At 55.9% G+C, this 15,781-nt stretch carries 13 protein-coding genes and 1 tRNA gene; 3 read left to right on the forward strand and 11 right to left on the reverse strand.

Going from position 1 to position 15,781, the window contains the following annotated elements; translation table 11 throughout:
- Position 1 precedes the first annotated feature (1 nt).
- From VFA76_16565 to VFA76_16590, 6 genes are all read right to left on the reverse strand, one after another.
- Positions 2–2,245, reverse strand: coding sequence for a hypothetical protein (locus tag VFA76_16565; protein ID HZR33460.1), 2,244 nt, complete (start codon positions 2,243–2,245; stop codon positions 2–4).
- A gap of 18 nt (positions 2,246–2,263) precedes the next feature.
- Complete coding sequence (locus VFA76_16570) at positions 2,264–3,721, reverse strand: tetratricopeptide repeat protein (GenBank protein HZR33461.1); 1,458 nt, start codon at positions 3,719–3,721, stop codon at positions 2,264–2,266.
- 256 nt (positions 3,722–3,977) lie between these two features.
- Positions 3,978–4,475 (reverse strand): TlpA disulfide reductase family protein, encoded by a 498-nt coding sequence (locus VFA76_16575; GenBank protein ID HZR33462.1) that lies wholly within the window; start codon positions 4,473–4,475, stop codon positions 3,978–3,980.
- A gap of 27 nt (positions 4,476–4,502) precedes the next feature.
- Positions 4,503–5,501, reverse strand: a complete 999-nt coding sequence (locus VFA76_16580; protein ID HZR33463.1) for an A/G-specific adenine glycosylase — start codon at positions 5,499–5,501, stop codon at positions 4,503–4,505.
- An 82-nt stretch (positions 5,502–5,583) separates the two neighbouring features.
- Entirely contained in the window at positions 5,584–6,555 is a 972-nt protein-coding gene (locus tag VFA76_16585) for a PilZ domain-containing protein (GenBank protein HZR33464.1), read from the reverse strand.
- 184 nt (positions 6,556–6,739) lie between these two features.
- Complete coding sequence (locus tag VFA76_16590; protein ID HZR33465.1) at positions 6,740–7,444, reverse strand: hypothetical protein; 705 nt, start codon at positions 7,442–7,444, stop codon at positions 6,740–6,742.
- Positions 7,445–7,935: 491 nt separating this feature from the next.
- Between VFA76_16590 and VFA76_16595 the strand changes: the two genes are divergently transcribed.
- The 3 genes from VFA76_16595 (at position 7,936) to VFA76_16605 (ending at position 9,428) form a co-directional block, all read left to right on the forward strand.
- A complete protein-coding gene (locus VFA76_16595) occupies positions 7,936–8,202 on the forward strand; it encodes a hypothetical protein (protein HZR33466.1) in 267 nt (88 codons plus the stop codon).
- Positions 8,199–9,014, forward strand: a complete 816-nt coding sequence (locus VFA76_16600; protein HZR33467.1) for a septal ring lytic transglycosylase RlpA family protein — start codon at positions 8,199–8,201, stop codon at positions 9,012–9,014. Before VFA76_16595 ends, VFA76_16600 begins: the two co-directional genes overlap by 4 nt.
- 72 nt (positions 9,015–9,086) lie before the next feature.
- On the forward strand, positions 9,087–9,428 hold the full coding sequence (locus VFA76_16605; protein ID HZR33468.1) for a histidine triad nucleotide-binding protein: 342 nt from the start codon (positions 9,087–9,089) through the stop codon (positions 9,426–9,428).
- Between the two features lie 22 nt (positions 9,429–9,450).
- On the opposite strand, the gene VFA76_16610 is transcribed toward VFA76_16605, so the two are convergent.
- The 5 genes from VFA76_16610 to VFA76_16630 all read right to left on the reverse strand — a co-directional run bounded on the left by VFA76_16610 (position 9,451) and on the right by VFA76_16630 (position 15,718).
- On the reverse strand, positions 9,451–10,119 hold the full coding sequence (locus VFA76_16610; protein ID HZR33469.1) for a hypothetical protein: 669 nt from the start codon (positions 10,117–10,119) through the stop codon (positions 9,451–9,453).
- Between the two features lie 493 nt (positions 10,120–10,612).
- Positions 10,613–10,999 (reverse strand): IPT/TIG domain-containing protein, encoded by a 387-nt coding sequence (locus VFA76_16615; protein HZR33470.1) that lies wholly within the window; start codon positions 10,997–10,999, stop codon positions 10,613–10,615.
- A 476-nt stretch (positions 11,000–11,475) separates the two neighbouring features.
- Entirely contained in the window at positions 11,476–14,265 is a 2,790-nt protein-coding gene (locus VFA76_16620; protein ID HZR33471.1) for a protein kinase, read from the reverse strand.
- A gap of 306 nt (positions 14,266–14,571) precedes the next feature.
- Positions 14,572–14,648 (reverse strand) — tRNA-Arg (locus tag VFA76_16625).
- 71 nt (positions 14,649–14,719) lie between these two features.
- A complete protein-coding gene (locus tag VFA76_16630; GenBank protein HZR33472.1) occupies positions 14,720–15,718 on the reverse strand; it encodes an L-lactate dehydrogenase in 999 nt (332 codons plus the stop codon).
- Positions 15,719–15,781 lie beyond the last annotated feature (63 nt).

Raw genomic sequence — 15,781 nt, forward strand, 5'->3', positions numbered from 1 at the left:
ACTAGTTGATGCCTGCCGCGGCCGCTGCTGCTTCCCCTGCAAACTGGTATACGGCTGGGTTGGTGCAGACTTCGTAATAGCAAACTTCACTCCACCTCTGCAGCGAGAAGTTGGTCGCGGCTATTTGCGCTATTTTGGCTTCGCGGATTACCAGGCGATGGAACAGCCCGCCATCCAGCGGTACGAGTCCGCTATAAAGATTGAAGGTCTCGCCCGTCCACAGCGGCGGCATAATGATGTTGAGAGGCTGCAAGGAAATCTCGCGCTGCAGTTGTGCAAATGCCGCGACATTCAACTGGATTCCGCCGATGTTGTAGGCCAGGGGCGGTTCATCTGGATCCGGTTGGGCGGAAGCTTGAATCAGTTGGAAACGGTAAACGTTGAATGGGGCGCCACTGGGCAACACGTGGCGGGCTTTCTTGCTGCATGAGGAAAGACGGTCGCTCTCATTCAGCGCTTCAGAAATCATGATGCGGGTTTCGCCGTCCATTAGGTACATGGGAGCAGCATCGTGATAAGCAATGCCCACTCCCAGCTCCAGCATCGGCAGCCCGTCTTTTTGCGATTCCTGATTGTAGGCACGGACAATGTCCACCATTTCGCGAGCCAGCACGCAGGCCCGGCTCACCGCGAATCGGCGCTCGCCTTCGCGTTCCATGAGCGCCAGGATGACGGCGTCACCCTCAAGGAATACTTTGCTGGCGCCATACTTGGCCAGAAGCTTATTCACCGGATCGTAGAAATTGAGGCTGAAGTACGAGGCCGGATTCAAGTCGCGCTCGCAGAGTGCGCGTGTCACTTTGGTGGAATCACGCACGTCAGCTTTGATCACCACGTGGTGAACAATTCGGTCCTGGCTGGGCTTCTGTTCCTCTTTGATCAGAAATTCGTACAGCAGGTGATTGAGCGACGAGAGCTCGCGAAGCTTGTCATTGCTGATGATGTTCACGCTGTCGAGAGCTGAATTGAGGGCTTCCAGGCGCCGCAGGTCGCGGTGGTAGCGCATGAAGTCTCCCAGGAAGCGTCCCGCTATCTTGGCGCGCTCCTGACCGCGCATGCCTGCCAGGCGTCTCACGGCGGCATTCAGATTGTCAGCCGACAGGCGAGTATGCTCCGCAATCAAGCTTTCCACCCGGCTGCATTCCTGCCGTGAAACCAAGGCATTCTTGAGCTGTTGCGCGTTAATAGTGGGAGAGTATTCGGATAGCAATACCACTGTTTCATAAGAGGCGGCTACAAAGTCCATGACGCCGCTGTCCTGTAGCATCTCAACCCACCCTGAAAGCAAGGCCCGCTGCGCCTTGCCCTGCGGGGTAGATTCATCCGGATTGCCGCCTGCAACCAGCTCTTGAGCATTCTCCGGAGCGCTCATCAATCCATCCAGCGCGCTATCGTCTTCGCCCCCCACGCCCAACGATTGCAAGAACGCGATCACCACTTCCCGGATCGTCGAGAAGCGGTCTGGATCCCGGTCGTAGTTTCCCATCATCACGTAATGCTCAGCATTCACATAGTCGTCACGGCCGTCCTCGGTGAAGATCAAACGGTTCAGGAACACGTCATAATCCGGCAAGTTGAGGTCGCCAAACTTTGTGTCGCCAAATAACGACCGGCGCATGCGGACAAGCGTTTGCTTTTCGATATCACGCAAGTTCTCAAACAATTCCTGTCCCGCGCGCCGCAGGATCGTCTTCTTGGCGACTTGTAAAGAGGAGACCCGCTCCCTCATCGCAATGGCTTTCTCTTGATGCGGACCTTCGGCGCTTTTGAGCAGGGTCCGGCAGCGTTCGAGTACCTCAGAAAATTGGCCGGCCAATTCGGCCCGCAGCAACTTCACCACCGCCAGCCGGGCCAGCACATCAATGGCTACATTGTTTTCTGTTTTTGCCCGATTGAGGGCCTCCACCAGCAACTCAGTCAGCAAGCGCTTGAACTCAACCAGCGTTCCCTTGGGAGCCGCCGGCGCGGCACCGCGTTCGGGCTTACGCATCAGCAAGCGATTATTGGGCTGTTGCAGCGGTCGTCCGATAGCTAAGTCCGCCACATTGCCATGCCGCGTGATCAAGCCGTTTACGTAGGCGCGCGCTTCGTCGCACAATCTTTGACTCAGAAAAACATCATGGCGCACGTTGTCCACGCCGCGCACCAGACCTTCCAGGCTGATGCTTGGGGCATAGCTGGTGAGAGTGAGTTGGCGGGCGTGGTCGGCCAGTTTTCCGAATCGGATGACAGGAATCCGCGCCATAAGTGTTTTGGGCAGCGTTTACGGCTGCTGGACCGCCCGGTTGAGGCTGACCCGGAACTCCGGCTGGGTGAGCGCCTGCTCCACGGTGGGCCGATTCAATACCGCCATGCGCGAAACCAAGGCCTGGCTTTCTGCCTTCGCGCCTGTCTTATCGAACGCCTGCCACAAAAGTTCCAGTGACAGGGGATTGCTTACATCTCCTTCAAGATGAGGAATGGCCTTGGCGTATTCCGCATGTTGCATGAGGAATGCGCCTTGTGCTGCGTCAGAGAAGCGTGCGATGGCCGCGCTATGGCTGGTATCGGCAGCGCTTGCCAGTTCGCCCAGGACCTTAGTCGCAACATCATCCATTCCGGAGTGCACCGCACGAATTGCCTGAATCTCCAGAATGTGCGCCCGCTCTTCATTCAGCGCGGATTTGGACATGACCGCGGTTTGGTTTACCGCCATGCTTGCCTTTTCCAGGTCTTGTGCGGCAGTGGCGAAGCGAGGCTCATACATGGCCATCGCGCACAGTGCTTCAGCTTCCACGAAAGAGTTACCGGCTTTATGAGCTCCATCTGCAACCGCGCGAAATGCCTGGTCGGCCTCCACAAACCGGTGCTCGCGTACGAAGGTGGTGGCAGATTGCATTTCGATCTCGAAGCGATCATTTCCGCTGTCTGGAATATTGAGCGCCTTGGCATATTCCTGCCGCGCTCTCTGCTGGTCGCCCATCAACGCGTAGGTATCAGCAATTCCCACTTGCGAGCTGATGAATTGCCGATCCAGTTTCAGCGCCTCGCCATAGTGTGCAAGTGCTCCCTGGAAATCGCCCGCCATGCGGGAAATCTCCGCATAGCAATCGTGGACTGCGGGCTGCTTTGGCTGCAGCTCCATGTAGCGATCCATCAGCGAGAAAGCTTTTTTGAAATTCCCGTTGAAGGCATAGGCGCGGGCCAGTTGGTCAATGATTGGGGGATAATTTGGATGCAGCGCGATCCCGGTCTCGAGCACGAACTCAGCCTGTTCATAGCGTTGCTGGCGAAGCAGCCAGTTGCCGGCCAGGAACATCACCCGCGGGTCGCTTGAATACAGTGTGAGTAAATCGTTCATAGCGCCGATCGCCGGCAGATACTCATCCTCCCGCACGCCGCTTAGCCAGCGGACCAGAAGTCTTTCCCCGGGTGAGACGTACGGCATAAGGTGTTTCGCCTTGGTAAATGACGTGACTTCTTCACCTGGATCTCTGGTCAGGTACGCGACCATAATCAGAGCTTGAGCAAAGTTGCGATTCTTCTGTACCGCACTCTGGAAGTTGCTCAGTGCTCTCTCGGGATGCATAGTTTCCAGATTGGCCATGCCCTGTTCGAACAATTTGCGCGCCTGCGGCGAACCGCTCGTCACAGGTAACAAGTCGGAACTGGCTGGGCGTACTGCGGCAACCCCTTGGACGGTTACCAGAAGCGCCGTGAAAATGATCTGCTGGAAACGCATAAGTCCCTCAAAATGTGGATGTTGGCTAAGTCGTGATCGGAGCGTAGCATGGCCCCTGATCAGCGCCAACGTTACAGAGGTGGTAGGAACCGAAGTGCCGGGCTGGACTTTCCTCGCGCGGTATGTTTTTGAATCCGTTCAGGTGGTGAACACCTGCCTTGGGGCCACAAAAAAAGGCCCGGCACTCGCCAGGCCCTTTGATTCGCAAGTCTTATTTCACATTTAGCCTGCGACCGCAGGCTTAGTTCTTGGAACTTCAACCAGCACGAAAATCCGGGACGTCTTCCCCGGGCCGGAAGAGCGGCGTTACGTTGGTACTGGCCGCTTCCGCCAATTTGGCATTGATCTGCTCAAGATCTTGCCGCGACCATCCCACGCTGCTCATTTCAATCTCACCATCACTGGCGATCCAGAAGATCGTGGGCACGTTGGTCAGGCCGTAAGCATTGGACACAGGATACGTAGGCTTCTCATCGAGCACTACCGGAAACGTGATCCCGTACTGCCCAATGAACTCTGCGGTATCTTTCTTTGAATCTTGAGAGATGCCGACGATGGTGACTCCGCGCTTTCCATAGGCCTTGTACAAACGCTCAAAGTAGGGAAGCGCGAACTGGCAGACTGGACAGGAGATCTTAAAGAAGATCGCCAGCACAGGGCCATGCTTCAGGGCCTCTCTCACTGAGAACTGCTTGCCATCCATTCCCTCGAGCGTGAAGTCAGGCGCTTGCACGCCAGCATTCAAAGCGGGCATTATTTTTTCCTCCCGTGACAACAATATTTAGATGATATGAACTTGGCGTAGGATTTTTCGCGTCAGCCCGGTGAGCGGTAGTGTCGGCAGCCTCTTTATTGGCACCCAGCAGCCCCTTGCGTTGCGCGGCGCTGAAGCCTGGCTAACCGTGACCTTGAAGTCCGTTACTGTGATTGAGTGGCGCAGGGTGAAGGTACCAGAACCCGATCTCCGACCAGGACGGCCAGAGCGCAATTTTGGCAGTTCCCACATATCCGGCATCAACGAGTGTTTAGCCGATCGCCGCACCACAAAAACAGAGTCGCGGCGCAGCGCCAGTCGGTAATGGACGTCAACTCGCCGCCTCGGTTGTCGTGTCCGACGCGCACTTGGTCCGCGCGTAGCGCATGACGAATACACCGGACAACTCAGACAGAGTGGTTCTCCGGGGAGGCATACAGTCGCGCCCAACTCCATTATCGCTTGATTGAAATCTCCGGGGCGGCGATGACTCACAAGTTGATTCGCCAATCGCCATAGCTCGGCCCCGGTAATTTCGTTACCTTGGTCCCGTCCACCGCCCCACATCCGGCGTATTACTCGTTCCACATTGCCATCCACCACCGCTGCCGGTTGGTCAAAGGCGATGCTCGCGACGGCGGCGGCCGTATAACGTCCGATACCCGGCAAAGCGCGTAAGCCATCAACATCGCGCGGAAAGGCGCCGCCGTGCTCCGCCACAACTCGTCTCGCCGCCTCATGTAATGCCCGGGCACGCCGGTAGTAGCCGAGTCCGCTCCACGCCGCGAGTACGGCCGAGATGTCTGCCCCCGCCAAGGAATTCACATCTGGAAAAAGCTGCAGAAATCTTTGGTAATAATTCAGGACCACCGCCACCCGGGTCTGTTGCAGCATGATTTCGGATACCCAGATTGAGTACGGATCTCTTGTTCTGCGCCAGGGCAGATCGCGGCGCTTGTGGTCATACCACCGCAGCAGCCGGGAGCGCAGCCGCGCTGTCGCCTTTTTATCTGTTAAGGGAAGCACTTGGCAGACATTCTAACCAGAACCGAAGGAAAGAACAGATCAAACTTGATGGAATGAAGACCGGAAAATTCGCGGCGAAGAATCAGGATTTTGATTCTTCTAACAGGCGCTTGAAGTCTTCGCGGGTGAGCACGTCATTTTCACTAAAGAATTCACGCAGCAGAGAAAGGAACCTTGTTGGATCGGATGCCAACTTCATTGGGCTGGCGTTGCTGACAGAGCTTTCCATCGCAGCTTCAATTCGCGCTGCCAATTGCTGGACAGACGTCTCAGGCGGCGGCACGGCAGCCGAAATTTCTGAGGGAGCCTGGAGGTCACTCTTTGTCGAGACTTCAAGCAGTTCCGGGTCTGGTCCCAGTTTGGCAACCACCTCTTGCCGCCTCGGTGGTGCGAGCTTTTGGATAAATTGCTTGAGCCGTTCCCGGACGTCTCCTTTGAAAATGGTGAATTCGACGCCCATCCCCATCGCCGGAACGGCAGTACGGACTTCCGCGCTCATCGGCATTTCTGCGCCCTGAACCTGCACTGTGATCTCCAGCTTGGTGCCCACCGGACAAGGTGCCGCAATCTCAATGTAGCAACCGCCCAGGCCGATCTCCGCGAGCTTGCCCCAGATATGCCGTTCCGCACCCGCGGTGCGGAATCCTACATTCCCACTGCACCGGTAACGCGCGTATTGTCTGCGTTCCTCTTGAGGTGAACCTGATGTGGGATTAAACCAGTTGAAGCGTATGTCTTGTTGCGCCGCCAACATGTCCGCTGGCCAAAGGGAACTGGAGGTATCAAGAGTCTTGATGCCAATCTGCGCGGCCTCGGGCGAGTTGCTTTCGAGCACCCACACTACCCGGAAGCGAGCCTTACGGTTGCCGTATTGCACCCCGATGATCTCGCCCGGCGTCTTGATGAAGGCAATGCCATCAAGACGTGCTCCACGTGGGCTGAGTTCATTAGCCACAGCATTCGCGATGAAAGGCTTGCCATCGGAACCGATCCCCAATACCTTGACCGGCAGCCCTCCCACTTTGAGCGCTAATGTGTCTTGTTCAGGCAGCAATCGCCTCCGGTGGACCCATTCTCTATTGTCAGGGCAATAGGTCGCTGAGCTTACATTTTGTGGCAAACGCTGCTCTGGCGCTTAATTACGATAGCTGCTGGACTGTCATGCAGCTCCAGAGTTCATTGTTGTCTCGAAGAGATCACTCCAGATCGCTAAAATTCTCTTTTTGAGATAGAGAACGTCACGGCCGCGAGGAGGCGGGCGCTTTTGTCACCGATGCAGGTTCTTCCTTAGGTGGTGAGGCGGGTTCTTCCTTGGGTGCGGAAGACGGCTCTTCCTTGTGTACATCGGGATCAATCTTTTCCGAGAAGGGTACTTTCTCCTCCAGGCGTTTCAGCTTTTCCGGTTCGTGCTTCTTGAATATGCGACGCAGGTCGGGCATAAATTCGCGCAGCAGATTGGTTTGTGCAATGGAGAGCAATGACCCTTCTAAGCGGCTGGCCGAATACTCCACGCCTCTCTGTGGCCTCGGATAGTAGGCGTTACTGACAATGGCACACAACAACGAGCCGAGAATTTGCGGTGTGTTGACCGTGTCGTGGCCGCTGTCCGCTCGCGTGATCGCCACCCGAGAAACCGCATAGGAGATGCGCTCCAGCAGCGGCCTTCCGGGTCCTTGTCGGAAATAACGGGGATCGGTGTGCAGAAGCGTAGGCAACAGAAAACCTTGGAAAAATGCCGCTGCCTCTCCGTCCGCTAGAAGCGCCCCATAGCGCTTTCCGTAACCTGCCATCCCCTGGCCATAAGCTGGCCAGTCGTCGGTCATCTGCGCCCACCCGGCATCGAAAGCCACTCCGAAAAAGGTGTATGGCGAATAGGTGCGTTGCATGAAGTGATGCAGCTTTTGCTGCTTGGTAAGCGCGATGTAAGACGGTGAATCGGGCACTACCATCACCACTGGTTGCGCTGATGTAGGCTGTGCGGAAGCTGGAACTGATGGTTTTGATTCTGCAGGCTGAGAGTCGCTCGTGGCCGCTGCGACACTGGCTACTGAGTCATTCTTCGGAATCTCGCTCGCCCCGCTAATAGCGGAAGATGCCCCTTGTCGCTCTGCGGAACCTGGGCCCGGGGAACCTGGGCTCGGGGAACTTGGGCTCGGGGCTGCCGGCGTCTGGCCAACCGCGGACCAAGCCGTCAAACACAGGGCGAGTGCCACAAAACGCGTAAATTGCCCCCTGGACATCTCACCCCCAACCCACTCTGTGGCAACTTATGTGCCAGATGCTTAGCTACTAAGAAGTCAACCGACGACCAGAGGTTTGCTGTCCAACTGGTTTCCTTTTCAGGTACAAACACAGCTTTCTACGTTGACGCTGGCCCTCCAGCACTGGATAATCGCAAGACCTCTATCCACCTAACTTCAACGTGGGGTGCAGCTTGGCAGGGAAACGCAAGTCAGATCGGTTCAAATCCAAGCTGGACGAGGCTTTCCGCCAGGCTGGCCGGGGACTGGGTAAAGCGGAGGCCAGCTTACGCAGCTCGCTCAGGAAGAAGGGCATAGAGCGAGACGCGGACCAATTTATTGCATACTTGAACGACGAAGTAGTACCCGCGGTGCGTAAGGGCTCAAGCGGAGCATTGCGAGCAGCCGCCAAGCACTTTGCCGAGCTTGCCGACTATCTGGACCAGCAGCGAAAAAAGTGATCAATAGATTCGGATCCCTCCATATTCTTGGTGCGCTGACCGTTGTGGCCTCGGCTTTGCTGTTGGCGAGCTGCGGAAATCATCGGGCCGCGCGCGTGAAGGTCCCGCCCACTCCGCCGATAACGGCACGCAATCCGTCGCAAAATGAGCCGGCTGATGAGCTGCCCTCCCGGACTCCGGCCCAGGATGAGTCAGTAGCCGACCAATCTCCGTCGGCACCCGGGGCCACCGAGCCGGCTGCTGAAGCCAACGAAAACAACGGTGCTGCATTTGTCGAAACCGGTCTGGCAAGCTGGTATGGTCCACCCTACAACCACCGGCGTGCTGCCAACGGTGAAATTTATGACATGCATGCCCTCACCGCAGCCCATCGCACCCTCCCACTGGGGAGCATGGTACGGGTCACCAACCTAAAGACCCAAAATTCCGTGGTAGTTCGCATTACCGATCGCGGCCCGTTTGTCCACGGTCGCATCGTTGACCTGTCCCTGGCCGCGGCACAAGCGGTTGACGTTTGGCGTCCGGGAATTGCCACAGTGAAATTAGAAGTGCTGAAGACCCCTGCCTCGATCCAGCAGGGGGGAAGATGGGCCGTGCAAATCGGCGGCTTTGGTAAGGAAGAAGCGGCGGAGAAATTGCGCCACCACCTCACCCGGCGCTATCACTCTGCTGAAGTCCTGGCATTTGCCAGCCCTACGGGTGCCTGGTGGCTGCGCGTCCGGGTCCCCGACGATGACAAGCATCGCGCCGAAGAAATAGCCCGCGAGACCCGTACTTCGCAGGGAGGAATATTCCTGGTCAGATTAGACTGATCTCGCACCTGCCTCCCGTTCCTTTCTCTCCATTGTCCTGGTTTACACTGAGAACTCCACTGGGAACTGTCCATGCCCGATTGCCTGTTTTGCCGAATGATTCGTGGCGAAGTACCCACCAAGAAGGTCTACGAAGACGACCTGGTCTTCGCGTTTAACGACATTAATCCCCAAGCTCCAACCCACGTGCTCATAATTCCCAAGAAACATGTCCCTGGTTTGAAAGAGGCCAAGCCGGAGGACGCGGAACTGATCGGCTATTGCCACATTGTGGCGGCGAAGATCGCTCGCGAACGTAAGATTGAGGATGGATATCGGACGGTATTTAACGTCGGACCCGGCGCAGGGCAGTCAGTGTTTCACCTTCACTTGCACCTGCTGGGTGGGCGCCCGCTAGGCTGGCCACCGGGCTAGCCTGGATAGTGCGAAACCCGTATTAATGCTGCTCGCTTCCCGCTTCCAATTCGTCGGGAGCTCCGTGGCGGCGAAGCAGATGGGGCAGGTTCTGGGAAAAGGCCGAGCGCGGCAGCACCATGTCACATCCCGCTTCCTGCGCCTTCACCTTCAGATCGCCCTGCACGTGAGATAGGAACCCGATAATGCTGGTCCCCTTCTTCAGCTTGGATTTGAGCTTGGGAATCATGCTCAGCGGCTTGGCGCCGGCATTGTTCAGATCAAAGATAATCAGGGAGGGTTTTTCTTCGCCGTTCTGTTCAAGTTTCTCGGTCAGGTCTTTATCGGTCTTGACGAACTCGACTTTCACGTTGAGTTTGCGCGCGATTTCCTGAATTTTTGCCAGGAAGAACAGGTCGTCCACGAAGGCGAAAATACGTGGCCCGGAATCGCTCTGCGGCAGGGGCTCCGGATCCACCGCAGAATAACCGGGGCCAAATGATCCTCGCCCGCCTCCTCCCCTTCCGTTGCTGCCGTTCAGGGCGTTACGGTAGGCATGGTCCATGGGCGCGGAATAAATTCCGCCGTGCCGATTGCGGGCATCGCCACCTCGGCTGCCGCCTTGTCCGGGGCGGTTCTTGGGTGGACGCCGGCCGTGCCGACGTCTATTTTTCCCTCCGGGTCCGGAGGGCCTTCTCGGTCCAAAGTTCATATTGCTCTCTTCTATCCTTCAAATTGAAGGCCTGGAAATGCGCTGGTTTTCACGCCGCGGGGAATGTTGCTGGTGGTGCGAACCTTCACCTGCCATGAAACCCGTTGCGGCTGGAAAGTTGATACCTGAAATCTTCTACCTGTCCATTTGGCGCCTGGAGCCAGGAGCTTGGGCGCGGAGTGCCGTCACGGGAACGTGCGGCCGTTTGGAGGACACCATGATGTTACCTATGAAGCACTGCCAGTGCAAGTCCAAAACGACCAGGAAGGATACCCCGTGTTCACATCTCTAGATGCGGGAGGACGCCCTCGGGGTGCAGGCCTTCCATCTGGGGCCCCAGCTTCCTCGCGACCAAGCGCCGGACAGGAGGCAGGGCGACAGCCGAAGGGCGCGACCCATGCGCCGGTTTGATTCTCCGAGTGCGCGGCCCGGCCAGGCAGCGTTTTCGCCGGCACGGCCGGGCGGCCATGCTCTCGCGGGTTGCCGATAAGGGCTACTTGATGGTGAAGCTTTTCGGCTTTGACGTTTCGTCCACGGTGCCGCCACCGTAAGCACCGCCTGGAGTCCCAGGGTTGGTTACAGTAACAGCTACCGTGCCCGAGGTGGCAATCGCCGCCGCCGGAATCTTGGCGGTGAGTTGTTTCGCGGTCAAGACCATTGTGGTCGGATGCGTACCGTTCCAATTCACGAACGCATTATTGGCAAAGCTGCTGCCGTTGATCGTTAAAATGAAACCCGGACTACCCGCGCTCGTCTCTTCAGGCGAAAGCTGAGCAATTACGGGAACTGTTCCCGGCGCCGGAGGCATATTGCTTGAAGGGCCGTAACCACCACACCCAAGACACAGCGCAATCATTCCCAGTACATAAGGTAGTTTCATGATTTTCTCCAACCGTCGGCTTGACGGGCTCTCTCAACCAAAGCAGACGCCTGCAATTGTCGGAGGATGTGCGATTTTTTTTGTCCTCCTAACAAAACACACTTTTTGCGTTATTACGCAATACGGGCTCGGGACAATGGGTTTCGCTGTGAGTTAGGGAAAACGAATCGAGGGTCAAAGACGTCGAGGCGGGTTACGGAGTCTATGGCGCGCCCGGAGGGACGATCTTAGAACTCTCGATCTGACCGGAAGCCGGCCAGACTTGACGCTTTTGCAGATCGGCCAGAGTTTAGAACCATCTAGTGAGGTTTTTGGACACCTTGAATCCCCGCCGTGTCGTGTTCATCAGCTTAGTGTCTGAATTTCGCGCGCCACGAAACCCCATTTTAACAAGCCGCGATGCGGCGGACCGGTCGTCGTGCGCCAGGAAGCGTTGTGATTTTCAATCGGCGGCGTCTGGGCTAGTACGCATTGTTTTAACCGACCTTTCCAAGAGGCAACTTCTTCTGCTTGATGAACATTTCTTCCAAGCATGACAAGCATAATTTGGAAACGTCATCGGCAGTTAGTTTCGCACTTCCACACTTTTTCCATGCACTCGGGCTCAGAAAAACCCGCGGCTTCCGTACCCAATAGCGAAAGGCGTCGCTTACGGCGCCTGAGAGAGGAGACAAATCCTCAATCGGCTTGATCCAGCCCGCTTCACTGATAAAAACGTTCTTAACCTGATCTTTTCCGGCAGGGGGGATATCAATGAGAATTTCTCCGTCTACAAATCCGAGCTCCTCGCGAAATCCTCGCCTAACCGAATCGCGGAATTTTTCGACGAAGCTGCCACGTAGGTCACATATGGCTTTGACGTAGTCGGCCGGGTTACCCGCATTGCCGGCGTTTATCGATTCACGCATTAGTCCGTCGTACACTCGACGCGTCGCACTCTGAGGGATAGGGTCGTATTGCAACTCGAATCCCGGCCAATAAACAAGCTTGCGATCTAAACCCAAGAGACCATCAGCAATTGATTGAAGAAAGGTTCGTGTTTGCTCCGAAATTCCTGGGTTGTCCGTGAGCTTTTCTTTCAGCCAGATCAGTGCCGACTCATCGTCGAGTTCGCGGAAGTTGCCCAGGAGTTCGTCGAGCCTTTGGTCAACTCTTTCTGTGTCGGTTCCCAGGAAAGTCAAGACAAGGAATTGCAGCATAGCCGTAAGAGCTCGGGTCGTATGGTGCCAATAGACACACGAAAACATTTGATACCGCGCAATAAGCATGCTTTCGACTGGAAGTACCCCCTTCTCAGTAACCGCAATGGATGCCTGGGGAGGTTCGTGAGACTCGAAGCCCGGGAAAAAAGGAACAGCAGTCAATGACTGAAAAAAACGGTCGGTATCTATTCCCTCGGGGTAACGAACACCACAATGATGGGCATCTCGAAGCAGGTAGTCAAGCTTGTCGGCATCAACGGCACTGTCCAGTATGCTATGCAGAATATTCACCTTGATCTGCTCGCTTTCGGCTGGATAAAGGACCGGAGCATCATCATCTTGCTCCGCCCGGGCGGACTTCTTGCTTGGTCTCAATATCTCAGCGACACGGCGAAGGAATGCGTCCGCCACCTGTTCCTTTGCCCAATCCAAACAGACCAATTCTCTAATTGCACGACGGTCCGTTTCAGCGGCGATCCGGCTGTCAGAGCCAAATCGTACGTCGCTATCCCCGTGGTCGGGATGTAGCAGTAAAATGGCATAGTCTACATGTGTACGCCCCTTAACCATCCCCTCCATCTCTTCCAAGTAGTGTCCAAAGGCCAGATGGCCTACATCGTGCAGCATCGCCGCCAGCAGTAGAGCATCAATGTCTTTCGAATCAATTGTCAGCCTCCAAAACGGATCCGACCGGTGAGAGTAAAGAGCTCTGACATAATCTGTTGTCGCAGCCAAGACTCCAGCCACGTGCTCCAACCGCACATGATTTGCCCCGGGATAAACCTGAGACACGGCACCGAGTTGCTTATGCCTGCGAAGACGCTGCACGGCCGAGGAATTAAAAACATGGTTTACGCGCTCGGTCCATGGCGCGTTTCCAGATTGCGGAAGTCTAAGCACCCGCTGTGGTATGGCCCGTAGCTCAGGAACCGCCTGCGCACCTCCGAATTCTGGCAGAACCTTCGCTAAATCCTGAACTACCGCATCGGCAGTGTCGTAGCACTTGGGCTTATCAGGACCGTTTGGCCGCAATAAACGGTTGACGATCAATCGCACAAAAGCCAATGCAAATGTCGCGTTATCGTCGCGCGATGGGAACTTCTCTAAGAATTGATCCGCACGGGACTGGATGTCGCCTGGAAAGGCCTGCTCTTCACAATCCATATCGTAGAGTTTGAGTTTAGCCTTAAAGATGCGATTCAGTTCCCGAGCCAGCATCCACATATCGAGCCAGGGACAGTCCCATTCGAGTGATGGTAATTTATAGGCGACGCGTCTAGAAGTCTCGGTCTTTCGTTCCGTACTATGCCCCCGCGGAGGCAAGGGTGGGTTACCCCGCGTAGAATAAACCAGATCGCCTCTAGCTGGATTCTTGACATAGCGGGCGTTTCCGATGTCAGTAAGCTTAACTACGCCGCTTTCACTAACTAGTAAGTTGTCAGATTTTATATCCCAATGAATCAGTGCCTGATCGTGTATGTAGGCCAATCCTTTGAAACATTGCGTCAGAATGTCCAGCACCGCTCTAAAATCGACCTCTTCTTGTGCAAGATACCTATTTAACGGTACCGCTCCATCGATCCACTCCATCAAAATTACCGAGAACACTACTTCCCGCCCAGATCGCTCACGGATATCTATCTTGCCTGGGCCGAGAACACGCGCAACGTTTTCGTGGGACAATGGCGCATGCTTGAGGTACTCTTGAGCAGCATCCCGGATGTTCCACTCTACGCTCTGACTATCGCCTCCAAACAGTGATGGCCGCGGAATCTTTAACGCGTACTTAATAGCTGGCTGTTTGTTATTAACACACTGGACTATGACCCCGCCGCCGCCGACAATGATCCTGCCACCTCGCTCGACTCGCAGCGGAAACAAATCTCGAACGTAGATCTCGCGTGGTTTTTCCAGATCAACGAATTGGTCGCGGCTTGGGCCGAGACGTTTCTCGAGAAGAACGTCGTCGGCCCACAGGGATGTATCGCCTAGAATCGCGCTGAGGACAAGGCACAAGTCTTCACGTTCCACGCGCGATTTAGCTGGATCGTTTGCCGACATCATAATAATCAGCGATCTCGGGAACACTTACGCCGCGGAACCTATTCCAAAACTTGAACGATGTCAATAGGACAATAGTTGTGCCTAAAACGAGAAGATCTCAGAAGAGTTCTGGAGTTTAAAGAATTCAGACAGGCAAGTGAGAAAAGGCGGGTATTACCCCGCCACGAATGCTCCAAGCCGCTCCCCGACGTGTCGAAATCACGAACGATCCCCAGCTTTCGGACTGCGCCACGAACGGTGTAAGTCTTTATCCGAAATACAGAAACCCATTCGAGAGGATCTTTGAAAGGGCGAAAACAGAAGGAATGGCGCGCCCGGAGGGACTCGAACCCCCAACCTACAGCTCCGGAGGCTGGCGCTCTATCCAATTGAGCTACGGGCGCACTCCGATGTCCCCAGTTTACCAACTCGGCTGGCCGGGTGTCGCGGCCGGAATTTGGATGGGGTCTGGCACCTACTTGGAGCGCCGGGTGGCGCTCAGCTTGAGCTTGGCGATGGTTTTCTTCAGGACTGCGGCGGAATGGCGTAGCCGTCGCATTTCCTCATTCCCCAACTCAATCTTCAACACTCGTTCCACTCCGCCACGGTCTACCAGAGTAGGCAAGCTCAGGCAAACATCGCTGATGCCGTAATAATCCGTAATCAGGCTCGAGACCGAGAGCACCGTGCTTTGGTTGCGTAAAATTGCCTCCACCAGACGCATTAATCCGGCGGCAACAGCATAATAAGTCGCGCCCTTGCGCTGGATGATTTCGTAAGCCGCGTCGCGCGTCTGACTAAAGATCTCGTCCATCTTCTTTTGGTCAATTGACATGTCGTGGGCGCGAGCGAATTCCCGCAGCCGCATTCCCGCAATATTGGCCAGCGACCAGACCGGCACTTCGCTGTCGCCGTGTTCGCCAATGATAAAGGCGTGTACGCTGCGAGCATCAACTCCAAAGTGCTGGCTGAGCAGATAACGAAATCGTGCGGTATCGAGGATAGTGCCGGACCCGATCACCCGCTGCGCCGGCATGCCAGAGATTTTCCAGGAAGCGTACGTGAGCACGTCCACCGGGTTGGTGGCGATCAGCAGAATCCCCTGAGGATTGTCTCGCACCACCTGTGGAACAATTTCCGCGAAGATACTGGCATTGCGCTGCAATAAGTCGAGCCTGGTCTCACCCGGCTTCTGTCCGGTCCCCGCGCAAATAACGGTCACTGTGGCTCCGGCGCAGTCCGCGTAATCTCCTGCCCAAATTTTCGTGGGATGGGCGAAAGGCACGGTGTGATTCAGATCCATGGCCTCGCCCTCGGCTTTCTTTCGATTCGCGTCAATCAATACAATTTCGGCAGCCAGTCCGCTCAGCAGCAGCGCGTACGAGAAAGTTGCACCCACGTTCCCGGTGCCGACAACCGCCACGCGGACCTGTCCCGGAACCGGCGGCGCTTCTCGTTTAATATCTCGCTTCACTTAGGGTTGTCCTCAGGACCGATGCTATCAGGGTGCGTGTCGCGCCTTGCAGTAGGAGCGCTG

This window comes from Terriglobales bacterium (assembly GCA_035651655.1).
Classification (GTDB): domain Bacteria; phylum Acidobacteriota; class Terriglobia; order Terriglobales; family Acidobacteriaceae; genus DASRFG01.